The 26,669-nt window shown below is 42.5% G+C and carries 25 protein-coding genes; 13 read left to right on the top strand and 12 right to left on the bottom strand.

Annotation, left to right across the window (positions count from 1 at the left end):
• Positions 1-133: 133 nt before the first annotated feature.
• The 6 genes from PN499_RS18200 to clpS all read left to right on the top strand — a co-directional run bounded on the left by PN499_RS18200 (position 134) and on the right by clpS (position 7,095).
• Entirely contained in the window at positions 134-1,999 is a 1,866-nt protein-coding gene (locus tag PN499_RS18200) for an NAD(P)H-quinone oxidoreductase subunit F (protein ID WP_272033511.1), read from the top strand.
• A gap of 90 nt (positions 2,000-2,089) precedes the next feature.
• Positions 2,090-2,803 carry a carbonic anhydrase gene (locus PN499_RS18195; RefSeq protein ID WP_272033510.1) on the top strand — a complete coding sequence of 238 codons (714 nt, stop codon included), beginning with the start codon at positions 2,090-2,092 and terminating at the stop codon, positions 2,801-2,803.
• Between the two features lie 267 nt (positions 2,804-3,070).
• A complete protein-coding gene (locus tag PN499_RS18190) occupies positions 3,071-4,573 on the top strand; it encodes an NADH-quinone oxidoreductase subunit M (RefSeq protein ID WP_272033509.1) in 1,503 nt (500 codons plus the stop codon).
• Between the two features lie 21 nt (positions 4,574-4,594).
• Complete coding sequence (locus tag PN499_RS18185) at positions 4,595-5,194, top strand: CDP-alcohol phosphatidyltransferase family protein (protein WP_272033508.1); 600 nt, start codon at positions 4,595-4,597, stop codon at positions 5,192-5,194.
• 67 nt (positions 5,195-5,261) lie between these two features.
• Positions 5,262-6,557: a CO2 hydration protein gene (locus PN499_RS18180; RefSeq protein WP_272033507.1), complete on the top strand. Its 1,296-nt coding sequence runs from the start codon at positions 5,262-5,264 to the stop codon at positions 6,555-6,557.
• 244 nt (positions 6,558-6,801) lie between these two features.
• Positions 6,802-7,095 carry an ATP-dependent Clp protease adapter ClpS gene (gene clpS, locus PN499_RS18175; protein ID WP_272033506.1) on the top strand — a complete coding sequence of 98 codons (294 nt, stop codon included), beginning with the start codon at positions 6,802-6,804 and terminating at the stop codon, positions 7,093-7,095.
• Between the two features lie 59 nt (positions 7,096-7,154).
• On the opposite strand, the gene PN499_RS18170 is transcribed toward clpS, so the two are convergent.
• Genes PN499_RS18170 through PN499_RS18160 form a run of 3 tightly spaced genes read right to left on the bottom strand, consistent with a single transcriptional unit; the run spans position 7,155 to position 9,017 of the window.
• On the bottom strand, positions 7,155-7,538 hold the full coding sequence (locus tag PN499_RS18170; RefSeq protein WP_272033505.1) for a tetratricopeptide repeat protein: 384 nt from the start codon (positions 7,536-7,538) through the stop codon (positions 7,155-7,157).
• 50 nt (positions 7,539-7,588) lie between these two features.
• On the bottom strand, positions 7,589-7,882 hold the full coding sequence (locus PN499_RS18165) for an MSMEG_0570 family nitrogen starvation response protein (protein WP_272033504.1): 294 nt from the start codon (positions 7,880-7,882) through the stop codon (positions 7,589-7,591).
• Positions 7,875-9,017: an MSMEG_0565 family glycosyltransferase gene (locus PN499_RS18160; protein WP_272033503.1), complete on the bottom strand. Its 1,143-nt coding sequence runs from the start codon at positions 9,015-9,017 to the stop codon at positions 7,875-7,877. The genes PN499_RS18165 and PN499_RS18160 overlap by 8 nt, the downstream gene beginning before the upstream one ends.
• A gap of 58 nt (positions 9,018-9,075) precedes the next feature.
• On the opposite strand from PN499_RS18160, the gene PN499_RS18155 reads away from it, so the two are divergent.
• Complete coding sequence (locus tag PN499_RS18155; RefSeq protein ID WP_272033502.1) at positions 9,076-9,318, top strand: YgiT-type zinc finger protein; 243 nt, start codon at positions 9,076-9,078, stop codon at positions 9,316-9,318.
• 72 nt (positions 9,319-9,390) lie between these two features.
• Here PN499_RS18155 and PN499_RS18150 read toward each other — a convergent pair whose 3' ends face one another.
• From PN499_RS18150 to PN499_RS18120, 7 genes are all read right to left on the bottom strand, one after another.
• Positions 9,391-10,359: a sll0787 family AIR synthase-like protein gene (locus PN499_RS18150; RefSeq protein WP_272033500.1), complete on the bottom strand. Its 969-nt coding sequence runs from the start codon at positions 10,357-10,359 to the stop codon at positions 9,391-9,393.
• Positions 10,359-10,868 (bottom strand): MSMEG_0567/Sll0786 family nitrogen starvation N-acetyltransferase, encoded by a 510-nt coding sequence (locus tag PN499_RS18145; RefSeq protein WP_272033499.1) that lies wholly within the window; start codon positions 10,866-10,868, stop codon positions 10,359-10,361. Before PN499_RS18145 ends, PN499_RS18150 begins: the two co-directional genes overlap by 1 nt.
• 28 nt (positions 10,869-10,896) lie before the next feature.
• A complete protein-coding gene (locus PN499_RS18140) occupies positions 10,897-11,985 on the bottom strand; it encodes an MSMEG_0568 family radical SAM protein (RefSeq protein WP_272033498.1) in 1,089 nt (362 codons plus the stop codon).
• Positions 11,982-12,416 (bottom strand): nuclear transport factor 2 family protein, encoded by a 435-nt coding sequence (locus tag PN499_RS18135; protein ID WP_272033497.1) that lies wholly within the window; start codon positions 12,414-12,416, stop codon positions 11,982-11,984. Before PN499_RS18135 ends, PN499_RS18140 begins: the two co-directional genes overlap by 4 nt.
• Before the next feature lie 170 nt (positions 12,417-12,586).
• Positions 12,587-13,600, bottom strand: coding sequence for a Nit6803 family nitrilase (locus PN499_RS18130; RefSeq protein WP_272033496.1), 1,014 nt, complete (start codon positions 13,598-13,600; stop codon positions 12,587-12,589).
• A gap of 86 nt (positions 13,601-13,686) precedes the next feature.
• Entirely contained in the window at positions 13,687-14,169 is a 483-nt protein-coding gene (locus PN499_RS18125; RefSeq protein ID WP_272033495.1) for an MSMEG_0572/Sll0783 family nitrogen starvation response protein, read from the bottom strand.
• Between the two features lie 342 nt (positions 14,170-14,511).
• Complete coding sequence (locus tag PN499_RS18120; RefSeq protein WP_272033494.1) at positions 14,512-15,795, bottom strand: MSMEG_0569 family flavin-dependent oxidoreductase; 1,284 nt, start codon at positions 15,793-15,795, stop codon at positions 14,512-14,514.
• A 323-nt stretch (positions 15,796-16,118) separates the two neighbouring features.
• Here PN499_RS18120 and PN499_RS18115 point away from each other — a divergent pair, with 323 nt between their 5' ends.
• A complete protein-coding gene (locus PN499_RS18115; protein WP_272033493.1) occupies positions 16,119-16,850 on the top strand; it encodes a hypothetical protein in 732 nt (243 codons plus the stop codon).
• A gap of 80 nt (positions 16,851-16,930) precedes the next feature.
• Here PN499_RS18115 and PN499_RS18110 read toward each other — a convergent pair whose 3' ends face one another.
• Both PN499_RS18110 and PN499_RS18105 read right to left on the bottom strand, forming a co-directional pair.
• A complete protein-coding gene (locus tag PN499_RS18110; RefSeq protein WP_272033492.1) occupies positions 16,931-18,364 on the bottom strand; it encodes a LuxR C-terminal-related transcriptional regulator in 1,434 nt (477 codons plus the stop codon).
• A 202-nt stretch (positions 18,365-18,566) separates the two neighbouring features.
• Positions 18,567-18,740, bottom strand: a complete 174-nt coding sequence (locus PN499_RS18105; RefSeq protein ID WP_272033491.1) for a hypothetical protein — start codon at positions 18,738-18,740, stop codon at positions 18,567-18,569.
• Between the two features lie 23 nt (positions 18,741-18,763).
• Here PN499_RS18105 and bchI point away from each other — a divergent pair, with 23 nt between their 5' ends.
• The 5 genes from bchI to PN499_RS18080 all read left to right on the top strand — a co-directional run bounded on the left by bchI (position 18,764) and on the right by PN499_RS18080 (position 26,508).
• Entirely contained in the window at positions 18,764-19,906 is a 1,143-nt protein-coding gene (gene bchI / locus PN499_RS18100; protein ID WP_272033490.1) for a magnesium chelatase ATPase subunit I, read from the top strand.
• A gap of 195 nt (positions 19,907-20,101) precedes the next feature.
• Positions 20,102-20,617, top strand: coding sequence for a crossover junction endodeoxyribonuclease RuvC (ruvC, locus tag PN499_RS18095; protein ID WP_272033489.1), 516 nt, complete (start codon positions 20,102-20,104; stop codon positions 20,615-20,617).
• Positions 20,618-20,926: 309 nt separating this feature from the next.
• Positions 20,927-22,258 (top strand): serine hydrolase, encoded by a 1,332-nt coding sequence (locus PN499_RS18090; RefSeq protein ID WP_272033488.1) that lies wholly within the window; start codon positions 20,927-20,929, stop codon positions 22,256-22,258.
• 257 nt (positions 22,259-22,515) lie between these two features.
• Positions 22,516-25,071, top strand: coding sequence for a tetratricopeptide repeat protein (locus PN499_RS18085; RefSeq protein ID WP_272033487.1), 2,556 nt, complete (start codon positions 22,516-22,518; stop codon positions 25,069-25,071).
• 90 nt (positions 25,072-25,161) lie between these two features.
• Positions 25,162-26,508, top strand: a complete 1,347-nt coding sequence (locus tag PN499_RS18080) for an ArsB/NhaD family transporter (RefSeq protein WP_272033486.1) — start codon at positions 25,162-25,164, stop codon at positions 26,506-26,508.
• Positions 26,509-26,669 lie beyond the last annotated feature (161 nt).

The raw sequence follows: 26,669 nt of genomic DNA, 5'->3' as shown, positions 1-26,669 counted from the left end.
TTGCGCGAACGACTGAATCAAGTTTTGGCACAAATCACCCCTGAACAAATCATTTCGTTATCTTCTTACAATTTCATTCTTGAAGCCTTATTCTATGCAGCTTCATATTAAATTGGTATGACAGGTAATCCCAATGGCCCAAGTCTTTCTCCAGACCGTTTGGTTGATACCCTGCTATCCCCTCATAGGTGCTGTCTTATCTGCCCTGTGGTTTCCCGGTATTACTCGTCTCACGGGGCCGCGACCTGCTGGCTACCTGAATGCACTTCTGACCTTCATCGCTTTTGCCCACGGAGTGCTAGCTTTGTCTGCGACTTGGAATCAGCCGTCGCAGGAAATCTTCATACCCTGGCTCAACGTAGCCGGTCTAGACCTTACTATCCCCCTAGAAATCTCTTCAGTCACAGTCGGCGCGACAGTTTTGGTGACAGGCTTAAACCTGATTGCCCAGATTTTCGCTTTCGGGTACATGGAGATGGATTGGGGTTGGGCGCGGTTTTATTCCATGCTGGGACTGTTTGAAGCGGGGATGTGCAGCCTGACGTTGTGCAACTCTCTGTTTTTCAGCTACATCATTTTGGAAATTCTCACCTTGGGAACCTATCTATTGATTGGTTTGTGGTTCAACCAGTCTTTAGTAGTTACCGGTGCCCGCGATGCTTTCTTAACAAAGCGGGTGGGAGATTTAATTCTGCTGATGGGAGTAGTCGCCCTTTTACCTTTGGCAGGAACTTGGAATTTCACTGAATTGGCGACATGGGCGCAAACTGCAACTATCGATCCCACAGTTGCCACACTGTTGAGCTTAGCTTTAATCGCTGGGCCGATGGGCAAATGCGCTCAGTTTCCCTTGCACTTGTGGTTAGACGAGGCGATGGAAGGCCCCATGCCTGCGACGATTTTGCGTAACACTGTCGTGGTATCAACGGGGGCTTGGGTGTTGATTAAGTTGCAACCAGTGATTGCATTGTCCCCTGTGGGTGTGACAGCGATGATTTTTGTGGGTGGAGTAACTGCTGTGGGCGCTTCCTTAATTGCGATCGCCCAAATTGACAGCAAACGGGCTCTATCTTACTCCGTCAGCGCTTACATGGGTTTGGTGTTTATCGCAGTAGGTACGCAGCAAAGCGAGACAGCGCTAACACTGCTATTTACCTACGCTTTCGCGATGAGTCTGTTGGTGATGAGCACTGGCAACATTATTTGGAATAACATCACTCAGGATCTTACCCAAATGGGCGGTCTGTGGTCGCGGCGGCCGATATCGGGAATAGCCTTTGTGGTGGGTGCAGCGGCATTGGTAGCAGTACCTCCGTTTGGTTGCTTTTGGTCAATGCTGAAAATGTGCGATCGCCTGTGGAATGACGGAAATTGGCTGTTTTTAGTTGTTTTAGCCGTCAATGGCTTAACGGCTTTTAGTTTAACGCGCGAGTTCAGCCTGATTTTTGGTGGCAAACCAAAGACAGCAATGACAGCGCGATCGCCTGAATTGCACTGGCCGTTTATTTTGCCAATGGTGATTTTGATGGGTTTCACCCTTCACGTCCCGCTGATGTTGGTTCAGTGGCAACTATTACCAATTGCAGCAAACATTAATCTCGTCGTTGCTGGCTTATTGATAGCCTCAACTGCGATCGGTATTGGTAGCGGAGCATTCGTTTATCTCAATGACAATTTTGCTAAACCAGTGCGTTTGGGTTCCCAACAATTACAAGACTTTTTTGCCTACGACCTTTACACCGCTCAACTTTACCGCGTGAGCATTGTTTTTGTAGTAGATATCGTATCAAAAGCAATCTTCTGGATTGACCGCTTTCTCGTTGATGGATTGGTAAATTTTGTTGGTCTGGCGACTGTTTTCAGCGGACAAAGTTTAAAGTACAACGTTTCTGGTCAAACTCAGTTTTATGCTCTGACAATTATAGTCGGAGTTGCTGGCTTGATGGTGTTATTAACTTGGCCATTACTATCTCGCCTTCCCCTGATAGTTGGCGGTTGATGGGATTTTAGATTTGAGATTGAATTTAGAAGCTCAAATCTAAAAAGTTTTTTGTCTAATTTCAACAATTAAAAAGTAGGAAATGAGGAAATGACCCCAAAAATTAAGCAATTCAGTCGCTCAAGAAGAAATCTACTGCAATTTGGAGCTGGAGCCATCGGTACTGGCATATTAACCGCAGGAATTGGTAGCCAATTCGACGTACTCGCCCAAGCTGCGGAAGACAATAACATGAGCCCAGATCAGGCTCTAAAAATGCTCATGGATGGCAACAAGCGTTTTACGACAAACAAACCGCAAAATGTCAACCGAAGTTTGGATCGTCTTAGAGCAGTTGCGAAAACCCAAAAGCCTTTTGCTGCTATTCTAGGATGTGCCGATTCGCGAGTACCTGCCGAAATAGTCTTCGATCGAGGATTTGGCGATCTATTTATCTGCCGTATCGCTGGCAACGTTGCCACTAATGAAGAAATTGGCAGCCTAGAATTTGGCACATTAGTATTAGGAGCAAAGGTAATTATGGTATTAGGCCACGAACGATGTGGCGCGGTAGAGGCCACCATCAAAGGTGCTCAAGTTCCAGGTCAAATTGCCAGTTTACTCGATGCAATTAAACCAGCCATCCCCCGGTCAGCCAGTCAGCCAGGGGATAAACTGGTAAACGCGATTAAAGCCAATGTTTTAGTGCAATCTGAAAAGTTAAAAGCCTCTCCTGTGATGTCTCAGCTAATTAAAGAAGGCAAATTAAAAATCGTAGGAGGTTATTACGATTTGGCGACTGGAATAGTTACAATGGTGAGTTAGCATTAATCAACTTTTTGACTTAGGTAAGTGACAAATTAAACAAAGGTATGTAGTTGCGCTTCAGCGCTCTTTAGGCAATATACAGAGAGTAAAAATAGAGCGATTACATAGTAAAAAGTAAGCTATACCTTGTGACACTTGCCTAAGTCTCGATCAACTTTTGAATTCCAGATGGGAGATTTAATCAATTCAATTTCGATGACTTAAATCAAACATCCTAATTGCCACCAAACAGCCTAGTTAGATATTACCAAACAAACATAAACTATGCTCAGTACCTTGCTCTGGTTGCCCGTTTTGGGTGCTATTGTCGTCGGATTTTTGCCCGGAAACCAAACAGCTAATCGTCTCCGTTATATAGCATTAGCTTTTGCCTTTGCTATCTTTTTGTGGACTGCATGGCTGTTAACTCAATTTGACTTAACAGCTTCAGGATTGCAGCTTCAGGAATATTTACCTTGGATTCCCCAATTAGGTTTAAACTATAATTTGGGAGTTGACGGCTTATCAATGCCGCTGATAGTTTTAAGCAGTTTTCTCACAGCAATTGTGATTTACGGTAGCGGCGACGCAGTAGAAAGACCCCGGCTTTACTACCCTTTAATGTTGCTAGTGAATGCCGGAATTGCGGGAGCTTTTGTCGCTCAGAATTTACTACTGTTCATCCTGTTTTATGAGCTAGAACTCATTCCTTTTTACCTCTTAATTGCCATCTGGGGCAGTCAGAAACGGGAATATGCAGCGATTAAGTTTCTGCTTTACACTGCTGTTTCTGGAATCTTAGTTCTGGCCGCTTTCTTAGGTACAGCTTGGTTGAGTCATTCTCCTAGTTTTGACTACAGCGATATCCACGCTCAAACATTATCTTTGAGTACGCAACTTATACTACTAATAGTGCTGTTAGTAGGATTCGCGATCAAAATTCCCTTAGTTCCTTTGCACACTTGGCTCCCTGATGCTTATGTAGAATCTTCCACACCAGTTGTAATTATGCTGGGGGGTATTCTTGCCAAGTTAGGAGCTTACGGTTTAGTCCGTTTCGGCTTACAAATGTTACCTGAAGCTTGGGCAATTCTTGCCCCTAGTTTAGCAATTATTGGCACTTTCAGCGTACTTTATGGGGCGTTGAGTGCGATCGCGCAAAAAGACATTAAGCGCATGGTTGCTTACAGTTCCATCGGTCACATGGGTTACATTTTAGTTGCTGCTGCTGCTGGTACACCTTTGGCAATGGTTGGCGCTGTTGCTCAAATGGTGAGTCACGGTTTAATTTTGGCTTTACTATTTTATTTAGTAGGGGCAATTGAAACTAAAGTCGGGACTCGCGATTTGGATATTCTCAACGGTTTAATGAACCCAGTTCGAGGTTTACCGTTAATTAGTTCCCTGCTAGTTTTAGGCGGAATGGCAAGCGCTGGAATTCCTGGTTTAGTTGGTTTTATTGCCGAATTCCTGGTATTTCAAGGCTGTTTTTCTGTCTTTCCCATACCAACTCTCCTTTGCATATTCGCCTCTGGGTTAACAGCAGTTTATTTCCTAATTCTGCTGAACAGGACTTGTTTCGGCAAGCTCGATAATAAATTGGCTTACTATCCCAAAGTCAAGTTTGCTGAAACCCTACCAGCCTTGGTTTTAGCAGTCACAATTTTCGTTTTGGGAGTGCAACCAAGTTGGTTAGTTCGCTGGACTGAGGCAACTACAAATGCGATAGTTGCTACGCTTCCAGCTACTAACAATCCGCAAGTAGCTATGCAATATAAAAATCAATGATCGACCCTGAACCACAAACCAATGATGCCTAAATATATTCCCCTTGCCTTAGTTATTTTTCGTGCTGCCATCGCCCCATTTTTACTCTGGGATGCTATTGACGGCAAAACAAGTATTTGGTTCATCATCGGGTATGTGGCAGGGTTTCTTTCTGACATTTTTGATGGCGTTATTGCGCGACGCATTGGTGCTAGCGATGCCCAATTGCGTCAAGCAGATAGCTGGGCAGATGTCTGCTTTTATATCTGTGTATTCGCTAGTGCTTGGTTGACTCATAGACAAATAGTAATAGCGTTTCAGTGGCCGCTACTAGCGGTGGTTTTTGCACAGTTATTATGGTGGGCAGTTAACTTGCTGAAATATGGTAAGCCAGCCAGCTATCATACCTACTCAGCGAAGATTTGGGGAATAACTCTTTTCATTGCTACTATAGCGATATTTGGCTTTGACTATGCAGGAATTCCCCTGTGGTTAACGATTATTTCTGCTCTCATTCATACAGTAGAAGAAATTGCTATGACGCTACTGCTACCTGAGTGGAAACACGATGTTTTGAGTATTTTCCACGCCTTGCGGTTAAGGCGTGAGTTGATTTCTCCTCAACCAAATCCTGAAAATTAATCTAGAAGCCAATAGCTAATAGATTAATAACGAATAATTGTCAACTTCACATTCAAAGGAACCCAAAATGGTAGAAAGTCCTGTTAAACTCACAACAAAATTGCCTCCTTCTAACCATGAATTTGCTGAAGTCATTCACAGATTAGAAGCAGGCGGATCAATGCTGCCAGATACCCCCGAAAATCTGATGCAAATTATCGGCATTTACAAAGCTTATGCTGTGCCGATGGATTTCTACTGGCGGGATTTACTTTACATCGCTGAGCGTGTATTTTTAGACCCCTTTCCTTTCTTTAAATACTTAATACCGCAGGAGTATTTAGACTTGCACAATCACTATGCTGGTGATGATGCAGAGTTGCGGGTTTGGCGCGGCCCGGCTACGGCACATCCAGAACTTTTGGCATTTATGGAGAAGGGGGCAACCTTCAAAATGCCGAAGTTATTACACCATTTGTGGCACGATCGCATTAACATGGAGTTTGCGGAAGAATGTATGCGATCGATGCTTTGGCATCAAGGCATGGGTGGAGCATTTAACGATTATCTGGAAAGTGAAGAATACAAGGCAAATGCTGATAAAGCAATTCGGGCTTATTTCAAATACAATCCGCCGATGATGGCGCTGTATAAACTGTTTCCTGATATGTTTTTGGAACAGTGCCGTCAGATGTCTTACTTCTCAAATTTAGGCTTGTTTTGGGAAGTTATGGCTCCCGTTTTCTTTGAGATGTCAGACATCTATGATGAAGGAGGATTTAAAGGTGTTCCAGATGCGATGAATTTTCTAGTAAATGGGATTTTTGCTGTAGCTAGCCGTCCCATTTACCATCATGTTTATATTCGCGGAGAATGCTACGAAATTATTCCGAAGTCAAAGGGTTTTACGTGGCTGCATGAAGCTGCACTTCCTTATGTGGAAGCGGTTTTTTATCGCACGTCTCCTTTCCGGGGTACTAAGTCTTATAATGCTCAGGCAAAACAGGTTCCTGATGAGCAGAAAGATTTTCATTATGGAATTCTTTATGCTGATGTTTTTCCGGTGGGTACTGCGGGGATTCCACCGACATTGTTGATGCAGGATATGCTGCATTTTCTCCCCCCTTATTTGGTGGATTACTATCGTCAACATTGCCGGGGTGAGGATGATATGTTAATCCAATTGGGAATTACTTTCCAGCGCTCGATGTACAATGTGACTTCGGCTGTAATTCAAGCTTTGCGGACGGTTACTTCATATCCTTTGGACGATCCAAATCCGGCAAATTTAATGGCTAATCGCCGTTTCTTTGAGGCTCAAATGGATCGATTCAAGCGTCCAGAAGCTCGTTTGCGAGATATTCAGCGACAAGATTACAGGTAGAAAAATCCCTCTAACTCCTCTTAATGAGGGCTGCTTCATTCTACCCAAAAAATTGAGAATGAAACAGCCCTACTCTTAAGGGGGAATTGCCAATTTAAACTACAAAACTCTAGAGGAAAAAGCTTACTCGATACAAATACTAATGATGAGGTTTAGAAATAATTAAATACTTGTGTTGTAATCGTGTTATAATCTCACGGGTAACTCTGTTATCACTTCTGTAGTTTCAGCGACCGTTCATGCGATGACCTCTTCACCTACTATAGCTCCCGACCGGTCTAGTCAAGTTACCCGCAAGCCTTATCCGAATTATAAGGTGATCGTACTTAATGACGATTTTAATACGTTTCAGCACGTTTGCGAATGTCTTGTTAAGTATATTCCAGGGATGACGAGCGATCGCGCCTGGAAACTGACTAATCAAGTCCACTATGAAGGTCAAGCTACTGTTTGGGTTGGCCCTCAAGAGCAGGCAGAACTATATCATATGCAACTCAGCCGCGCTGGGTTGACGATGGCACCGCTAGAGCAAGCTTAATACCATAGGCTGAAGTTGCAAAAAAACTTGGCTTTGCTGAATTGAAGTAAGCTGTATTTTTAATTAGGGAATGCAGTCGCATCGTTACCTTCATCTTGTTGCCTTTTCATCTCTCTTTCAATTGTCAAAGACTGTTGTTGATACTCAAAACCTCGATCGTAGTCACCAATCTGAAAGTAAGTAGTGCTTAGATTTCTGAGGGCATCCATTTCACCTTTGGGGTCTTTGATCTCCCGATATATGGTTAAGGCCTGTTGCCAAGACTTTAATGCAGCCTGAAACTGACTGCTAAGTGACTGTTGCATACCTTGCTGGAATAACCTATCTGCTTCTGCTTTTCGTTCGGTAGGAATTTGAGCTAAGGCAGCATAATTGGTAATTAGATATTTAGTATTTGGGCTATATTGAAAATTACCTATTCCTAACACTGTTACCACTGCCATTAGTCCTGTTATTCCTAGCTTTAGCAATTTCATGGCGTTCGATTTCACTCTTATTTTTGTTCAATAAACTGAATGAATTTTACTTGAGGTTGAGACAAATAGCTGTATTGAGTTGACTTAAGTTCAATGGTTTTGAGTTGCCCCAAAGCTAAACCACAAGGTCTACCATACTTCGCCTGAACGCGATCGCTGGCAATTGTGAGGGCTGTACGCGATCGCTCAACAAAATCATTGAGGCTATAGTCACTATTGGGCGTGAAATAGTCTTTGACAACCAGAGAGGGAGAATAGCAGGTTTCCTGGGAACCGTCAGGCCATTCAATTTGAAAGCGGATTTCAGGCATAGGAGGCTAGGAGTTGCTGATAGTGATGCAGGTGCATTTTAGCAGAAGCTTCCCACGTATAACAAGCCAAAACGGATTGACTTTGCTGCACGAGGGAGATGGAACGATCGGGTTCAACGATCGCTCGCATGGCTTGTGCGATCGCGTCTGGTGAATCGGGGTCAACCAGGATGGCTTGGCTTTCTGAAAGAAACTCGGTAAATGGAGGTTGGTTAGAGGTAATCACAGGAAGGCCAGATGCGATCGCCTCCAGCAATACCAATCCCCAACCTTCTTTTACAGAAGGAAAAACAAAAGCATCTGCAATCCTATATAAAGCAGGTAATTCTGAATCTAGAATCACTCCAGGTAACACTAGAGAACGACCAATTTCTATTTGCAAATGATGAGCGATGGCAAAGAATTCATCTCGATAAGATTGGTAGTCAAACAACGTCGCTCCACCCGCGATAACTAACTGAGCATTCGGGTAATCCTTCAATACTTGCCCAAAAGCTTGTAGTAATCGAATAGAATTCTTCCGAGGTTCAATACCACCTACTGTTAAATAAATAGGGGAACCATGCAAACCCCATCGTTCTTTGAGTACGGGTTCTAAGCCGCTTAGGATTGGTGAAAACCGCCACAGATCAACACCATTAATGACTCTGGGAGCCGATATTTGGTATTGTTTCTCAAGTTCTATCTGCCATTGTTTGCTAACACATAAACACAAATCTGCTTCACGAATTGAACGATCCTGGCACTGCTGAAGATATGGGCTGCTGTAATCTTCAATATGGTGAACAGTCCTGATAAAATGAGGAATCTGCCGCTGTTGTCTCAGAATAGCTAAAGCATTGGCGCTAATGCAGTCTTGAGCGTGGTAACAATCATAAATTTGATGAGATTGTGTTAGATACTCTACAAATTCTTGAATGCGTTGTCTAATAAGTGCATCAATTTCCTTGGGAGCAGGTTGAGCAGGAATAGGGTGATAATCGCAAGATAGAGGATAGTCAAATCCTTTCCCATCTTTGTCTAAGGCATAGATGCAAACTTGATGTCCTAAATGATACAATGCTTCAGCAAGTTCTAGGGTGTGAATGACGCTGCCTCTAGGCTTAGTGGAATAAGTTAATAGTGAGATTTTCACGTTATGTAGCTCAATATTATTACGGTTTACGAAGTCACTGAGCTTGAGGACTAGCCTTATGTACGGATATAGATGCGAGTATTGTGAAGGAACCGTTCAACCCCGCACCGTCAAGCGGGAGGCATTCAAACATAAAGATGGATTCGTCATTTTGGAAGATGTAACAATTGGCGTTTGCGATCGCTGTGGTAATCGATACTATTGTGCTGATATTCTCCATGCAGTTCATGCTGTTGCGACTGGAGCAAAAACACCTGAGAGAATTGAACAGATTCCGGTGACTCATCTGGAATCAGCGTAGTTAACGCGGCATCATAAATGACTACACCGGAACGAAGCAAAGGCTGTATATCAAGAGCAATTAAAAATTGGCTCATTGTGTCAATCCCGCTTTTGAGAAACCAGTTAATTTCTGTTGATCGAGATCCCAAAACACGATCTCTTCCTGGCGCGATCGCAACACAAATTCGTGACCTAGTTGAACTTCTCCAACTACCTCGCAGACTAAGTTTTGCTGATGAAAATAAGACTGAACAGCCGAGATATTTCTAGGACGAACGCTGAGAACAAATCCATAGCTAGGAAAACTAATCACCCAATTTTCCAGAGCTAATTCTTTGGGACAAGGAACCTTATCTAAATTTAAAACTGCTCCACAATTAGAGGTTTCTAGCAACATTAAAATTGTTCCAATAATCCCGCCATTACTAATATCTTTCCCGGCATCACATAATCCTGTTTCTGCTAGACAAGGTAAAATTTCTAGATGTTCGCGCAGTTGAATAGGATCGGCAGTTGTCGCTGCATCCCAAAAAGGGTATTTAGGATGAGATTTACCTCGAAAATCGGTAGCAACAAGCAGCAAATCTCCAGGTTGAGCCTTAAAACTGCTAATCAATTGCTTGGCTCGTCCTAAAATCGCAACTGCTAGAGCATTGTAGGGACTATGGCAATTAGTATGTCCGCCTACAATCGGGACATTATAAGCTTTTGCCGCTGCTTTCATTCCATCCCAAATAGGTTGTGTTGCGCTATGAGACTGGCTCCAAAGTGTATCGACAACGGCAATCGGGCGACCCCCCATTGCATAAATATCGCTGACATTTACCATCACCGCAGACCAGCCCGCAAACCAGGGTTCTATATCTAAAAATTGAGGTAAAATTCCCTCTGCTGCTAATAGTAAATATCCATCTCCATCAGGAATTGCCGCACAATCATCACCGAGAAGTACATCGCCAGTAATCCACTGCGAGCCTAATGCTTGGGATGCCGTTTGAATGTCTTGCTTTTGCAGAAGACTGAGAGATTCCCGGAGTTTTGCTGCGAGGGAAGATAGCATTAGGATGCCTCTTTTACTGGGATAGAGAGCGTAGGACGACGTTCAATACCTGGAGGATAGAAGTTTAAGTCAGCTTCCATTAAATGATGGGGGCGATCGCAAATTTCAATCTCTTTGAAAGACTGCCAATGTAGCCGCTGAAAAAAGCGTACATTTTGTAATTGTACCGTTGCGAGAAACTGTTTACATCCCCAAGTATTTGCAGTGGTTACGGCTTTATAAATTAAGCCTTTACCAATTTGCCAACCTTTGCGATATTCTGGGTGCGTACCCAATCTGCCACCATACCAGATTCCAGGTTCGACTTCATAAATTCGCACCACTCCTACTACCCGATCGGTATCAGTGGTAACTGCAACAATGGGATAAGAAATTTGGTCGATTTCATCCCAATCATCTCCTTGAAATAGCTGCTGTTCTTCGGCAAAGATAGCGCGACGAAGGGCAAAATAGGCGGCTATTTCTTGGCTATTCGTTGCTAATTTGAATTGGTAAGTATTGCTTGACATGAATTTTACTTATTGAGATTGATGAAAATTACTTTTCAAAGTTAGAAAGGGCAGAACAAGCACCACATTTAGCACAACCTGCTTTAATTTCTGCTGATGACATTTCTGCCTGCTTTAACATGGAACCCACTCGCTCATAGAGTGCGAACATAAATTCACTTTTAGGAGCTGGATGATTGGCGAGTGGCGTTCCCATGATAGGAACGAAGGGGACAACAAAGGGGTAAACTCCGATTTGAATTAGGCGATCGCAAACCTGCAACAAAGTTTCTAAGCTATCTCCCAATCCTGCTAGTAAATAAGTATTTACCTGTCCCCAACCGAAGACTTTAACGGCGGCTGCAAATGCCTCAAAATAATACTCAATAGGCACTGTTGCTTTACCCGGCATAATTCTTGCCCGAACTTGGGGATCGGCCGCTTCTAGGTGCATTCCTAAACTATCTACACCCGCCGCTTTCATGCGATCGAACCAGATGAAATCATCGGGTGGTTCGCATTGCGCTTGAATGGGAAGATTGACTTTTGCTTTAATCGCTTTAGCGCATTCTGTTAGATAAGCTGCGCCGCGATCGCTCGTATTTGGCGTTCCAGTCGTCATCACCATTTGCTTCACCCCATCGAGCCGTACAGCCGCTTCTGCGACTTCCGCTAGTTGATCGGGGGTTTTCCGAGCAATAGTTCTACCTGCTTCCAAGGATTGTCCGATCGCGCAAAACTGACAAGAAGTTGCGGTATTGCCATAACGGATACAGGTTTGCAAAACCGTTGTCGCTAAAACATCTCGACTGTGCAACAAAGCTATTTGATTGTAAGGAATACCATCAGCCGTAGTCAGACTATAAAACTTGGGTTGTTGGGGAAATTGAATCGGCGCGATCGCTTCTCGATTCAATTGTAAAATCATCTGGTTTGTTGTCTTGTCAATCGCCACATTGTAAGGTGATTGAGCGGCTGGATTGTTATAAATTGGAACCATTACCGTTGTACCATCTACGGTAATAGCTTTATGATCGGAAGGGCCTGCCCCACCTTTTCGTCCTGCGGCTCCCATTTCATGGTTAACTAACTTTAATCCATGAGTTTGAAGCTCTACAATTAATTGTTGTTTATTCATAAATTTGGTTTGCGCTCCCATCGAAACTTTCTATCAGATTCTTGAATGAGAACATCGTTAATGCTGGCTTCTCGTCTCCGCATTAAACCATTTTCGGCAAACTCCCATTGTTCGTTGCCATAAGCACGATACCAATAGTCAGAATCATCGTGCCATTCATACTCAAATCGGACAGAAATGCGATTATCAGTAAAGCTCCAAAGCTCTTTTTTGAGGCGATAATCTAACTCTTTAGCCCACTTACGTTGCAGAAAAGCTGCGATCGCCTCGCGGCCGCTAAAAAATTCCGCTCGATTTCGCCACTGAGAATCTTCTGTATAAGCTAAGGCAACTTTCTGAGGATCGCGAGTGTTCCAAGCATCTTCTGCTGCTTGCACTTTGATCAGAGCAGTTTCTAGTGTAAAAGGTGGAAGGGGTGGTTTCATTTCCATAAGTTAAGGGTTTTGGATCGGAGATTTAGGCAGGATTTAGGCACGTCGAGATCAGAAACAGATCAGAAACCGGGTTTCTTCCTAAATCTCTAGTTGAGAATATTTAATTTTTCATAGAAACCCGGTTTCTTTGCATAATTCCTGTTATGGCTAATAAATTAGCACTGCTTTTAAGACGGATTTAGAGGCAACTCTTCGTAAGCCTTATAATGATGATTACTCATTGCTTCCGAAGCCTGAAATCTGTCATCTGTAACTGATTCCATCACTGTTTGAGCATCTAAATTAACCCGCAATTGCAACAAATCGGGGCGAGAATAGTGACCAACAGCATCCATCATTCGTTTTCGCTTAGTAATTAGCGAGAAATCTAAATCTGCGATCGCCATTCCTTCACCTTCTGTAATCGGCGTACACAGATGATTTCCTTCCGGCCCAATAATTGCAGTATTGCAGCCACCGCTTAACACTCGTTGCAACTTTTCATCAGAAGTAATTTGTGCAACTTGTTCTGGAGAAAGCCAACCCGTTGCATTCACCACAAAACAGCCAGATTCTAGTGCATGATGGCGGATAGTTACTTCAATTTGATCGGTAAAAATCTGTCCAACTAAAGAACCAGGAAATTGAGCGCAATGAATTTGTTCGTGCTGCGCCATTAATGCAAATCGCGCCAGAGGATTATAGTGTTCCCAACAAGCCAAGGAACCTAACTTACCAACTGCTGTATCTAGGACTTTTAAACCTGAACCATCCCCTTGTCCCCATACCATCCGCTCGTGATAAGTTGGCGTAATCTTGCGCCGCTTTAGTAACAACGTACCGTCCGCATCAAAGATTAGTTGACTATTGTAAAGTGAGCCACGATCTCGCTCATTTACTCCTAGCACTACTACAATTTCATAAGAGCGGGCGGCTCTACTTACGGCATCTGTTACTGGACTAGGAACGGTTACGGCTTCTTCGTAAAGCCGCATATGTTCTTTTCCCATCAATACGGGAGGTTGTACAAAGGAAAAATACGGATAATATGGGATGAAAGTTTCAGGAAAAACGACCAATTGCGCCCCTTCTTTGGCAGCTTTGGCGATAGCCTCTAAGACTTTTTCAGTCGTGCCATCTCGACTAAATAAAACTGGGCTAATTTGTACTGCTGCCGCTCGGACGGTACGGGAGTAATCCACAATGCCTCCTTGAAAAAGTTGTGAATTATAAGTTTTTATTTGAGTAGTTTCTTAACTCAAAACTTATAATTCAAAACTCAAAACTACTAAAGTGTCCAGGTATCTAAAATCAAGGCTCCATCTTTGCGATGCAGCAAAACTAAGTCCAGCACATCTAAGGGATTAATCGGAATAATTCCCGGAATGAGGGAGGGTTCGCCGTGTCCATAAAGTGCTTGTAAAGCAAAGCGACAAGCGTAAACTTTTCCGCCTTCTGACATGAATTTGGTGATTTGGTCGTTAAAGTTTTGATGTCCGGGAAATGCTGAGTCGCCTAACTTGGGAAAACCGCGCTGTACTCCCAGAGTTACGCCGGGGCCATAAAGTAAAATTGATGTTTCAAAGCCTTTTCTTTGCAGACGAGTTGCTTGCAATAAGTTTACAAAACCGATGGAACCTTCAAAGGCAACGGTGTGAAATGTAACTAATGCTTTCTCACCAGGTTCAGCTTTGACATCGGGAAATACTTTCTCTTCGTAATTTACAAAAAAATCACCGGTTTGATGAGCGGGAGCGGTTACTTCAGGCATGATTTTCTCCTTAATATTGTGCAAGTTGAAACCTGTGACACTAATGCTTTTAACCCAATAGAAGCAGCAGATATCTGTCGGAAACTTTCAGCAAACTTAAACGATGTTGTCAGATTAAGTGTTGGAGATTGGTTGTTTTGTATCTGTTACTACAAAAGGTTAAGGTCTAACAATAAAGCTAGGGGAAGCGATCGCATTAGCTAAAACGATCCCAAACTATCAGCGCCTACCTATCTAAATCGATAGGTGGTAAGTTTATGATTGTTTTTATTTGGCGGTTGAAACCGTTACTACACAAACAAAGTCCGAGCTAAGAGGGACTAATAGATAATTTGTGGTCAACTATGAGCCAAGTAAAAATTCATTAACAATGCTCGACTCGCTTACAGAAGATACTTTTTTCTTTGCCAGAATGCGATCGCCTAGATAAGTTGCATCCCGCGCAATTCCCGAAAATCGTCCTGAACCCCAGGTATACAACCAGGGGAGCCCCAAAAAGTATAATCCTGGCACATCAGTTACACCGCGATCGTGACCCGGATAACCCTTACCATCAAATACTGGAATTTCGATCCAACTAAAATCAGATTGATATCCCGTACACCAAATAACCGCACCAATATTTTCCTGTGCATAATCTAGCGTTAAAACGTCTTTCTCTGGCTCCCAAATCGGTTGATAGGGCGGGTCAATAGGAGCTTCGATTTGGTTTTTCTCAATAAATCCATCAATGGTTTTCTTGATACTTTCAGCAACCGCATCTGCTTGGTCTAAATTTGGCTTTAAGTCGTCGAAAAATTCGAGACTCTTACTGCTAATATTCTTCAATCTCCCATGCAGTTGCATTCCCTCTACGGCGAATTGTCGCAAGTCTATTTCACGGCCACCATCGCGCCCAGTAACGTAGTGATTGGCTTTAGTTCTTACCTTCTCTCTTTGGGGATGTTTGTCAATTGACAAATCATAATAACCCATTTGATCGAGCCAATCAACGACATCTTTTCCGCGATATCTGCGTGGAGAACGGGGCGCACCTCCTACACACAAATGTACTTTTTTACCTGCCAGATGTAAGTCTTCAGCGATTTGACAACCTGACTGTCCTGTTCCTACAACTAACACGCTTTTCTCAGGTAACAACTCCGGTGTTTTGTATTCTGAGGAATGTAACTGTACGATATTTTCAGGAAGACGTTCGCCGATTTTTGGCATTTTAGGGAGATGGTAACTACCAGATGCAACTACTACCTGATCTGCTGTATAGTCACCGATTGTAGTTGTTAATTCAAAAATACCCTGAGAACGATTTTTATGGAGTTTTAAAACTTCAACACCTTCTTGAAGAGGAGGGTCAAATGATGCCGCGTATTCCTCAATGTATTTGACGATTTCATCCTTTTTCATAAATCCATGTCGATCGTTCCCTGGATAGGAATAACCTGGAAGCTGACATTGCCAATTGGGTGTGACTAAACAAAAGGAATCCCAACGTTTTGAGCGCCACGAATACCCAATTTTGTTTTTTTCAAAAACGATGTGATCTAAGCCTCTCTCCTTTAAGCAATAGCTCATGGATAGACCCGCTTGACCACCTCCTACAATGACGACTGAATAGTGATTGTTCATTGGTTCCCTTCTTGCTTGCTTGCTCGAATATGTTGCTAGGTTAAGTGCTAGCAGAGAAGGTGTTTTGTATCGTTGAATACGGAAGTTTTAAGTCTAATGATATGATTAGGGGTGGCGATCGCGCTGTCTGAAACTTTGCTAAGTAGGCATTAGTGACTATCTAAATCGATAGGTGATGAGTTTTGGGGAGGGCGATTACTGAGTCGCAAAGCTCATGTAAGCTGCTACTTACTCCTAAACTTCGCCACTTCTTTAATAATACTTGCTATAATATGTAGTATTAACTTGAGTAGTATATTTAGACTTCTATAATTGTTTGAACAATGAAATCTCAAAAGTGCTATGCCTGTGAACGAACAGCAACAACAAGAGATCACATTCCTCCGAAATGCTTCTTTCCTGAGAAGAAATACTTGCCTAGCAATAGCTCAGACTATAGAAGCAATCTAATAACTGTACCTTCATGTTCAGAACACAATAATTTCCGATCCAGAGATGATGAATATGCAGCAGCAGTTATCGTTATGAACTCCAAAAGTGATCTTGCATTTACCATCTTTAAGTCAAAATGGGTTCAAACTTTGCTAAGGCGTGAGGCGGTCTTAGGAAAGAGAATTTTTTCAACCGCTAGAAACGCAAGAGTTATTTCCATAAATAACGGTTTACTTATTCCTTACGATACTTTAGCCATTACATACGAGGTGGAGCGTATTGAGCGTGTAATTGAATCAATTGCTCGTGCTCTTTACTATCATGATTCAGGGTATCAAGAGAAGTGGGTTAATAGCTGTATTATCAAAAGTCTCAACTTCTTAAAACGTGATTTAAATCCCCCTGAAGATGCCGAATATTTTACCCGGATCAATCAATACTTCATTGATCCAGAACTGGGATTAACTAAAAAAGGATCGCACCCAGATGTGTTCTACTACCAATTCTTTCAATCTAAAGAGAGAAATTCCATCATCAGGATAGTCTTTTATGGTTACTTCACATTTTTAGCTTTTTTACAAGAGAAAGAAATTGCACCCAGTCCTATAATTTTTGCAATCTAACATATCGTTGGAGCTGAACTCATAGAGACTATCTATCGTAATGCGGGGATTATCTACATGGGCTAAAATTCGCCCCTAAACTACTGAATCCAACCATTGACAACTGCTTGATGAAGTGCCTGATAACGAGTTTGCGCTTTGAACTTTTTAAGCACATTATTTATATGAAACTTAACCGTACTTTCACTGATAATCAGACGATTGGCGATATCGCGATCGCGCAATCCTTTAGTTAACAAACCTAAAATTTCTAACTCCCGTTCCGAAAGTATTTGCTGCACTTCCATACTTGCTTCGATACCCCACGATTTACCAGAAATTACCGCTTCTACTGCTTCGCGTAACTGTTCTGGACTAATTGAAAAATCAATTTTAGCCTTAATTCCCTTTGGTAAAACCTGATTCCCTTGCTGAATCCATAAAACTCGTTTAGCTGATTGAATTTGGGTTACATCATCAGTCAACAATGGTAGATCCTCATCTATTCCCTGACAAACTATCATATCTGCTGAAAAAGCCAACTGAGTAAATGCTAGTTGCAGCAGCGGTAGACGGCACTGAATCCGCAATTTTTTACCCTCATTCTCCTGGGAATAGGGTATTTTCAGAAAAATCTGAATCACTCGCTGGTTGATATTAGTCTCGATTTCTAGAACTCCACCCAAACAGGAAACAGTAAGAAATAATTTGCCGAGACTCGATTCTATATAATCTTTTGCATCGTAATTGCTTAAATTAGTAATTGGTACAATTGCTTCTAAAGCCAGAGAGTTTTCTGCATAGATTAGGCGACCGTAAGTGCATTCTATTCTATTTAAAATGGTAGCCGCTTCTAGAAATACATAACCTAGAGCTAAGTTTAAAGGTTGCTCAGTTCCGACAAGAGTTAATCGGGCAGAGCTGAGAATACTAGCTATCCGATCCGATAAAGAAAGGTTACTAAATGTAGGAATGCGGTTTGTTAATTGCCAACTTTGCTTTTCTTTCTGGTAGTGTAAGGCGGTATCCAATGCGCTCGTAACTATCGTACAAAGTGTCTGCAAAACTTCTAAAAATTCTGGCTCCATCCCGTAGTGGCTAAAAGTTACCAGAACTCCAATTACTCTATCTTTAATTGCTAAAGGATACCCCGCAAACCCCTGAATATTGTTAGCCATCGCCCACTCTCGATTTCCTACCCAGGACTCAGCCGCTAAGTTATTACTTAAAAAAGAAACCCGATTTTGGGCAATTTTGCCAACTTTATAGGCTCCCATTGGCACTCGTGAAAAAAATCCATTAGTGTTGGTATACATTCCGGAGGAAGCAACCAATTTCAGAATATTTTGTTCGGGTTCCAGCAGCCAGATTCGGGCAAAAGCACAATCGAATTTCTCAACCAAACCATCTGTTACCCGACGTGCAATTTCCTCTGGGTCTAAGCATCCAGCAAAATATAAAGCAATCTCATTTGCTTGTTGTAAATCAAACAGAAGTCTTTTTGAATTGATGAGTTCTGTTAGGGAGTCAGACATCTGAATCTTAACTTGAGGCTTTAATCCTAATTAAGGGGTAGATTTACACAGAATTCTGTATATTAAACTACGAAAATATGATTTTATCGTTAGTTTTAACTACGATTTTTTATTCCCAATTCTTTTTAGATATTTTGCACAACTGCATCTGGAATTTGTCCTTCAAAAATTAGACTCTTGCTAATTTGAGAGCGATCGTCTGTCAAAATGTGTTCCAACCATAAGTAATATTTTCAGTTCCCAGAAAGATAATTTTACCCTCAACACTTTTGGCAATCCTGATAATATTTTTAGGATGATGCTTGATAGCCTTTTCCCGTAGTTCAGCAATTAGAGCTGCTGTTTCAGTTTCAGCAGATTCATTAGGCGAATTCAATGTAATGCCCCTTTTGTGCGACAATGAAAGACGGTAATAAAAGTTTAGAGTTTATTGTGAGTCCTACTGCCGAAGCCATTAATACCCAGAATGCGGGTGCGCCGCCTGCTGTTAGCGTTGCCCGCCGCGCTGTTTTTCCCTTCACGGCCATTGTTGGCCAGGAGGAGATGAAACTGGCGCTGCTGTTGAATGTGATTGACCCCAAGATTGGGGGCGTGATGATTATGGGCGATCGCGGTACGGGCAAATCTACTACTATCCGCGCCCTAGCTGACTTGTTGCCAGAAATTGATGTGGTGGCGGATGACCCCTTCAATAGCCATCCCAGCGATCCCGAATTAATGAGTGATGCCTTGCGAGAAAGGGTAGCACAGCAGGTAGAAATTGCGATCGCCAAGAAAAAAGTCCCAATGGTAGACTTGCCCTTGGGCGCTACGGAAGACCGAGTTTGCGGCACTATTGATATTGAAAAAGCTTTATCTGAAGGTGTTAAAGCTTTTGAACCGGGGCTTTTAGCTAAAGCAAATCGCGGCATTCTTTACGTTGATGAAGTCAATTTGCTCGACGATCACTTAGTAGATGTCTTGCTCGACTCGGCAGCAAGTGGCTGGAATACTGTAGAAAGAGAAGGCATTTCTATCCGCCATCCAGCGCGTTTTGTCCTAGTTGGTTCCGGCAACCCAGAAGAAGGAGAATTACGCCCGCAATTGCTGGATAGATTTGGGATGCACGCCGAAATTAGGACTGTAAAAGAGCCTACTTTAAGAGTACAAATTGTGGAGCAACGGTCAGATTTTGACCAAAATCCTAAAGAATTTTTAGAAAAATATGAACCAGAGCAAAATCAACTGCAAAAACAGCTTGTAGATGCTCAGGAAAGGTTAAAATCAGTACAACTTGATTACGATTTGCGCGTAAAAATTTCCCAAGTTTGTGCTGAATTAGATGTGGACGGACTGCGGGGAGATATTGTTACTAATCGGGCGGCAAAAGCTTTGGCAGCTTATGAAGGTCGGACGGAAGTTACTGTTGATGACATTCGCCGAGTTGTCACTCTTTGTTTGCGGCATCGGTTGCGGAAAGATCCCTTAGAAAGCATCGACTCTGGCTACAAAGTTCAAAAAGTATTCGGTCAAGTTTTTGGTTTGGAAATGGCTAATGGCTAATGGCTAATGGCTAATGGATAATTGCTAATTGCTAATTGCTAATAGCTAATTGCTAATTGCTAATTGCTAATTGCTAATTGCTGATGGCTAATGGTATTAGGCGACGGATTCTATAAGCAATTTAACGGATATGACCAATTACCAATTACCAATTACCAATTACCAATTAGCCATTAGCTATTAGCCATTATTACAATGAAAAAGCGAATTCTAGGATTAGATCCGGGGCTGGCAATTCTAGGATTTGGGGTAATTGATTGTGAAATTATTGCGGGGAAAAAAGATGAAGATTATCGCGTTTCAATGATTGATTTTGGCGTGATTAAAACTCCCGCAGGTCAAGAAATGGGGCAGCGTCTCCGCACTATTTACGATGATTTAAACGCTATAATTGACCAGTTCAAACCGGATTTAGCCGTAGCGGAAAAGTTGTTTTTCTATAAAATGGGGAGTGCCATTGTTGTCGCTCAAGCAAGAGGAGTTTTGATGTTAGTATTAGCTCAGCAAAATGTCCCTTTAGTTGAGTTTACCCCAGCTCAAATTAAACTAGCTTTAACAGGCCGGGGCAATGCTGATAAGTATGATGTACAAGACGCAGTGGCGAGGGAATTAGAATTAGATGATATTCCTAAACCGGATGATGCTGCTGATGCTTTGGCTGTGGCGTTAACGGCTTGGTTTGATGATGATATTTGTCCCAAAACATTATAGTTTATAGAGGGGCTAGGGGCTACGATGCTCAGGGCTAGGGAAGAAGGAAGAGGGAGATGGGGAGAGGATTTTTCAGCAATTAGCAATTAGCAATTAGCAATTATTAGTCGTACCTCATCTACCTGAGAAAGACTATAGTATGATTAGAGTCTGCCTGCCAAGTCCAAACTCGATTCTAGGTAGCGCACTTTATCCCAACCAAAGGGAACCGATAGCGTTTATTATTCTAAAAGCTCAACTGGGAAGCGGTTGAGATCGCAATTCTCGCCCCTTTCCAGTTGAGGTTGACACGCCTCTTTCTGTATAAAAATGACGCTAAAACTACGCTTGCTCTTACCCAGTTTACTCAGTGTTTTTCTGTTTAACTCTCCCGCCAAAGCTGACATCTTAACATCTTGGTACTTCGATATTAACCACAATCAGCTCGAATTTACAACAGATTCAGGAGTTCAGCCAAAAGTTCAGCTTATTGCTAACCCTAGCCGTTTAGTAATAGATTTACCGGGAATAAATTTAGAATACCCAAAAACGCCTCAAAAGGGAGTATCATTTATTCGAGAAATTCGCGCCGGACAGTTTGATACTGACACTACCAGGTTAGTAATTGAATTAGCCCCAGGTTATACATTAGACCCGACAAAAGTGCGCGTTATTGGCGAATCTTCCACTCGTTGGTCTGTGCAATTGCCAACTCCAGAGTTAGCAGCAAATGCCAATTTTTCACCTCAAGCAATAGTCTCAATTGAGCAATCAAGGAGTGAAATTTCAACCCCTACTATTGAGAGAGACTATTCTCAGGATTTAGCGATACCAAACGGTTCCGAAATGACGGCGGTTAAGCCCCAAATTCAATCCTTAATTGAGCAATACGACACGCTGAGTTCTGGAATGTTTTTTCTGGATTTAGAGACAGGTAACTATTTGGATATCAATGGTTCTCGGATCTTTCCAGCGGCAAGTACGATTAAATTGCCAATTCTGATCGCTTTTTATCAAGATGTAGATGCTGGTAAAATCAGTATGAATGAAACTCTGGTGATGCGGCCAGACTTAGTTGCCAGCGGTTCTGGAACTATGCAAGACGAGGCGGATTGGACTAAGTTTAGCATCCGAGAAACTGTCGATAAGATGATTACAATTAGCGATAATACTGCTACTAACATGATTATCGATCGCTTAGGAGGAATTGCAAAAGTCAATCAGCGCTTTCGCAGTTGGGGGCTAAATGATACTGTGATTCGCAATTGGCTAGGGGATTTCCAGGGAACAAATACAACGAGTTCGGTTGAGATGGTGCGCTTGTTAGCGATGGTAGTTCAGAATAAATTAGTTTCTGATTCTAGCCGCGAACAAGTATTAGGATTGTTGCGCCACACTACCATTAAAACGTTGCTTCCGGCTGGGATTGGGCCAGGTGCAGCGATTGCTGATAAAACAGGAGATATCGGTTTTCTGGTAGGAGATGCTGGTATTATTGATATGCCCAATGGTAGGCGCTATTTAGCGGCGATATTTGTCAAGCGCCCTTATAACGATCCGATTGTAAGGGATTTTGTCCGCCAAATTTCGCGGGTAGTTTACAATTATTTAGATCGACCTTTGTCAAAGGCATCTATTCAGACTCCCACTGCTAAAAATTAAAAAATTAAGCCCTTGAAATCGCTGCTACACGCATAAAGTCGGCATCGGCGGACTAAGGCAACAAATATCGGGGTTGTAAGGTGAGCGCTGCTATAATCTATATGTTAAGGGAGAGAAATATACTTTCAGCAGCGCTCACTTGAATAATTTTGGTATAAGGTAGAATTTAGTTAACGAACCCCAAAGGCTCAGAAGACCCAAAGAAAAGAGTAAGAGCACGATTAAGTTATCCGTTTGAATGCAACTCGGTACCCCAAATGAAACAAAAGCATCCGAAATTCGCTTTAGTATTGGCAGGTAATGCCGTTCTTTCAACGCTTTTATTGTCTGTGGGTGTTGCTTTTGCTCAACCCACCTCCCCAAATGCTGCTGAAACAACTCAGACAAAACCCATTTCTACTGGGGAGCGGCGGGAACTCGAACAATTGCGAGAACAAAAGCGGATTCTTGAGCGAACTCAAGCTGAAAATCTCCGCAATTTTAGTCGCACAACACTTTTATTTAATGTTGTGCTTGGGGCTTTTGTGCTACTTTTAGCTGCTGCAATTGTAGTTTTGTTCCTGTTGCGCCGAGCTGTGATGTTTGAGATCGCAAGTATGGCGAGAAGTCAGCTTAATGAATTAAAAGGTTTGGACAAGCGGATTGCTGAAGCTAATCAAACTGTTCAAGGTATTCTCCTAAAAGCTGAGGAGATAGAAACAGATTTAGAGCGCGAGGAATCAAATTTTCACGAAGAGTTAGCTGTTAAAAAAGAGAAAACCTCGAAGTTGTTTTCTCAAGTGCAAGCCGATGTTGGAGAAGAGACGAAATATGGACTCGACAAGCTAAAAAAATCCGAGGTAGAGTTTGCGGTACGGCTTGCTGAAATCCAGGAAAATATTCAAAACCAGCAGGATTTAATTCTCCAAAATTTAGAAAAATTATCCTCACAGTTTGCTCCTCAGCTTTTGGATATGCAGTCTGAGGTTCAAGGTCAGAAAAATACAGTCCTGCAAACTATGAAACAGACGGAAGCTGAGTTTGCATCTCAATATTCGGAAATTAAAATTAATGCAGAAAAGCAACAGGATTTAATTCTGCAAAATCTGAAGCAGGCGGAATCTGGGTTGTCGGCTAAATTAGCTGAAATTTCAGTTAATGCCGAAAAACAACAGGATTTAATTCTACAAAATCTCAAACAAGCGCAGTCAGAGCTATCAATTAAATTGGCTCAAATTCCAGTTAATGTGGAAAGACAACAGGATTTTATTCTGGAAAACTTGAAAAAGCAAGAGTCTGATTTAACCCAGTGTCTAGAAAAACTTAAAGTTGATTCTGAACAAAAAGTGCGGCTGTTCCATGCAGAAGCAATTAAACATCAGGAACGATTAGGGAGAGAAATAACTGCTCAACTTTCAGAATTGCACTTGGAAATTAAAAAACAAATGCTGTTGGTGAGCAAGAATTTGAAAGATCTAGAGACAGAGTTTACTACTTTTGTCTCGGATTCCCAAGCTGGTATTAAACAAAATCAGAACCAAACTTTTCAGGATTTGGAAAATCTCCAGAGTTCTGCAAAGGCTCAATTGTCTACATTGATGTCTGAGATTCAAGGAGGGAAAAATTTAGCTCTACAGAACTTAGAACAACTAGAAACTGAAATTACTGCTGTACTCACGGAGTTGGAAACTCAGGTACAAGCTCGTAAGGATTTAACGATTCAGAATTTAGAGCAATCCCAGGGTGATTTGGTTGCTCAACTTTCAGAAATACTATCGGAAACTCAAACTCATAAGGCTCAAATTTGGCAGAAAATTGCTGAAAGTTCGCCGACGACGATCGCAGAGGCTGTGATCCCGGAAGTGACGGTAAAAATTCAAGGTTTAAACGAACAAATTGAACGCCTGAAATCAAATCATCCTGAATTGTTCTTGAATGTGGAAGACTATATCAATGAGGGAAATAATTTGTTATCTCAAGGGCGTTACAATGAGGTAATATCCAATTGCAATCGCGCTTTGGAAATCAAGCAAAATAGCCCTGAGATTTGGTATCAGCGTGGTCTTGCTCAGTGGGAATTGCAGCAGTTTGAAGAGGCAAAGGCTGCTTTCGATCGAGCGATTGAACTGAAAACAGATGATGCTAATATTTGGTATCATCGAGGTATTACCTTAAAAGAATTGCGGCGTTATGAAGCAGCGATCGCAGATTTTAACCAGGTGTTGGAAATGCAGCCGCAGGATAGCAAAGCATGGCTGCACCGAGGATTAGCCTTGGCAAAATTGAAACGTGCGGAAGACGCGATCGCATCCTTTGACAAAGCCATCGAAATCAATCCCGATTACCGCGAAGCTTGGGTCAACCGAGGGGTGGCACTAGGGACGTTACAACAGGAGGAGGAAGCTTTCAAATCCTTCGATCGCGCGGTTCAGGTAGAGCCTGATGATGCTGTTGCCTGGTTAAATCGAGGTTTAGCTTTGGGGGTTTTAGAACGGTATGAAGAGGCGATCGCTTCTTTCGACAAATCCATAGAATTGAATTATGAGTCTTATAAAGCTTGGAATTCCAGAGGCGAGATGTTGGTCAAGCTAGAACGCGATAACGAAGCAATTGAAAGCTTTGACCGCGCGATTAAAATTAAATCAGACTTTGCCAACGCTTATTACAACAAGGCGATTTGTTATGCTTTGCAACAGGAAGTAGACTTGGCAGTTGAAAATCTAGAACACGCGATCGCGCGCAATCCCCAATATCGGATCGAAGCAACAACGGAACCAGATTTTGAGTTCATTGCAGAAGATGACAGATTTTGGGACTTAATTGAAGCAGCTTGAAGTTAAGGACAAAAAAAGTGAGTTTATTGGCGGCACTTTAAATGATGCAGAATAAAGTCAACACTTTCTGACTCAGGGATCTGCATAAACTTGATTTTAGCCATTTTCTTGCTTACCCTCGCGATCGCCATCTGGCAACCAAGGGGATTAGGCATCGGTTTTAGCGCTTTGGGGGGAGCGATCGCCACCTTAGCCACTGGTGCGATCGCGTTACAAAATCTCCCCGCCGCCAGAGTAATTCTCGGCAACAACACCCTGACATTGGCGGCTTTGCTCGCTTTGAACTGGATTCTCGAACAAACCGGGGCCCTACGCTGGTTAGCACTCCGTGCGGCTGGCTGGAATTTGAACAGAGGTAGGCTACTATTTTTAATGCTGGGACTGGCGACTGTAGTTGCCAGTATCTTACTGACTAACTGCGGCGCAACGCTGACTCTCACCCCCTTTGTCTTTGAAATCCTCACATTGCTTGGTTTTCGCCGGAAACCAACCTTTGCTTTTGCGATCGCCACAGGTTTTATTGCTGACGTTGCTAGTTTGGCTTTCACCTCCAGCAATTTAGTGAATACCATCGCTGCGAGTTATGCCGACATTTCCCCAACACGCTACGCTTCAGTCATGATACCCGTCAGCGGAGTTGCGATCGCCGCCAGTTTCTCCGTTTTCTTGTTCTATTTCTGGTCTGATATCCCCCCCACCTACCCATCCTTCGACTTGGTTAGAACAGCTTTTAAACCAGCTATTGAGCCTCATTTCTTTCCAAAAAAACAGGAGATTAAAGAACCAGAAGCTTTCCCACCGACAGCAGAGAAAATAAACAGTAACCAACCTGAAAAAGACACAGCAAAAGTTGACGCTACAATTTATTTCGATCCTGTAAGCGGTTTCTCCTATGCAAATTCAGCCGTACCGCTGCTGCCTTTTACGCCGCTCTTCCGCTCCTTGTCTCCCTTCGTACACTTCCTCAACTCTACCTCCGTACAAATTATTTTATTTAGCTGGGGGATGTATATAATCGCGATCGCCTTGGGTAATTCCGGCTTAATAACTACAATCGGATTAATCTCAGCACAGTTCGCCCAATGGGGATTATTTCTATCTATAATTAGCACGGGATTTTTAGCGACAATACTTGCCGCCGTTACTAATAATTTACCTGCTGTCTTAATTCACACCTTAGCTATTCAATCTACTTATACCATCCCTCCCGATATCCAAGAAGGCATGGTTTACGCCGCTGTCATTGGTTGCACTTTGGGTGCTAAAATTACTCCGATTGGCAGTTTATCAACCCTACTTTGGCTCAATATCTTGAAGCGCCGAGGCTGGGATATAAAATGGAGTCAATATTTTCGTCTCAATGTAATTTTGACTTTACCTGTTTTGTTTCTTACTCTCTTAGCTTTGGCAATTTGGTTTCCGTTGTTACTGGCTTGATTGGTAATTGTTAGTTGTTAATTGTTAGTTGTTGGTTGTTGGTTGTTAGCTGTTAGTTGGTAATTGGTGGTTGGTAATTGGTAATTGGTAATTGGTAATAAGTTTGTTAGTTTATCATTTTTATTAGTAATTCTCCGTCGTCATTGCGAGCGAAGCGAAGC

Origin of the sequence: Kamptonema animale CS-326 (assembly GCF_028330895.1) — a bacterium.
In the GTDB taxonomy this organism is placed as follows: Bacteria; Cyanobacteriota; Cyanobacteriia; order Cyanobacteriales; family Microcoleaceae; genus Kamptonema; species Kamptonema formosum.
The sequence above is the reverse complement of the archived record's forward strand: the minus strand, read 5'-3'. Positions and strand labels throughout refer to the sequence as shown.

What these genes read in the sequence shown, in the direction of transcription:
- PN499_RS18200 (WP_272033511.1), top strand. Translation starts at nt 134, where the DNA reads ATGGCCCAAGTCTTTCTCCAGACCGTTTGGTTGATACCCTGCTATCCC.
- PN499_RS18195 (WP_272033510.1), top strand. Translation starts at nt 2,090, where the DNA reads ATGACCCCAAAAATTAAGCAATTCAGTCGCTCAAGAAGAAATCTACTG.
- PN499_RS18190 (WP_272033509.1), top strand. Translation starts at nt 3,071, where the DNA reads ATGCTCAGTACCTTGCTCTGGTTGCCCGTTTTGGGTGCTATTGTCGTC.
- PN499_RS18185 (WP_272033508.1), top strand. Translation starts at nt 4,595, where the DNA reads ATGATGCCTAAATATATTCCCCTTGCCTTAGTTATTTTTCGTGCTGCC.
- PN499_RS18180 (WP_272033507.1), top strand. Translation starts at nt 5,262, where the DNA reads ATGGTAGAAAGTCCTGTTAAACTCACAACAAAATTGCCTCCTTCTAAC.
- clpS (WP_272033506.1), top strand. Translation starts at nt 6,802, where the DNA reads ATGACCTCTTCACCTACTATAGCTCCCGACCGGTCTAGTCAAGTTACC.
- PN499_RS18170 (WP_272033505.1), bottom strand. Translation starts at nt 7,538, where the DNA reads ATGGCAGTGGTAACAGTGTTAGGAATAGGTAATTTTCAATATAGCCCA.
- PN499_RS18165 (WP_272033504.1), bottom strand. Translation starts at nt 7,882, where the DNA reads ATGCCTGAAATCCGCTTTCAAATTGAATGGCCTGACGGTTCCCAGGAA.
- PN499_RS18155 (WP_272033502.1), top strand. Translation starts at nt 9,076, where the DNA reads ATGTACGGATATAGATGCGAGTATTGTGAAGGAACCGTTCAACCCCGC.
- PN499_RS18150 (WP_272033500.1), bottom strand. Translation starts at nt 10,359, where the DNA reads ATGCTATCTTCCCTCGCAGCAAAACTCCGGGAATCTCTCAGTCTTCTG.
- PN499_RS18145 (WP_272033499.1), bottom strand. Translation starts at nt 10,868, where the DNA reads ATGTCAAGCAATACTTACCAATTCAAATTAGCAACGAATAGCCAAGAA.
- PN499_RS18140 (WP_272033498.1), bottom strand. Translation starts at nt 11,985, where the DNA reads ATGAATAAACAACAATTAATTGTAGAGCTTCAAACTCATGGATTAAAG.
- PN499_RS18135 (WP_272033497.1), bottom strand. Translation starts at nt 12,416, where the DNA reads ATGGAAATGAAACCACCCCTTCCACCTTTTACACTAGAAACTGCTCTG.
- PN499_RS18125 (WP_272033495.1), bottom strand. Translation starts at nt 14,169, where the DNA reads ATGCCTGAAGTAACCGCTCCCGCTCATCAAACCGGTGATTTTTTTGTA.
- PN499_RS18120 (WP_272033494.1), bottom strand. Translation starts at nt 15,795, where the DNA reads ATGAACAATCACTATTCAGTCGTCATTGTAGGAGGTGGTCAAGCGGGT.
- PN499_RS18115 (WP_272033493.1), top strand. Translation starts at nt 16,119, where the DNA reads ATGAAATCTCAAAAGTGCTATGCCTGTGAACGAACAGCAACAACAAGA.
- PN499_RS18110 (WP_272033492.1), bottom strand. Translation starts at nt 18,364, where the DNA reads ATGTCTGACTCCCTAACAGAACTCATCAATTCAAAAAGACTTCTGTTT.
- bchI (WP_272033490.1), top strand. Translation starts at nt 18,764, where the DNA reads ATGAAAGACGGTAATAAAAGTTTAGAGTTTATTGTGAGTCCTACTGCC.
- ruvC (WP_272033489.1), top strand. Translation starts at nt 20,102, where the DNA reads ATGAAAAAGCGAATTCTAGGATTAGATCCGGGGCTGGCAATTCTAGGA.
- PN499_RS18090 (WP_272033488.1), top strand. Translation starts at nt 20,927, where the DNA reads ATGACGCTAAAACTACGCTTGCTCTTACCCAGTTTACTCAGTGTTTTT.
- PN499_RS18085 (WP_272033487.1), top strand. Translation starts at nt 22,516, where the DNA reads ATGAAACAAAAGCATCCGAAATTCGCTTTAGTATTGGCAGGTAATGCC.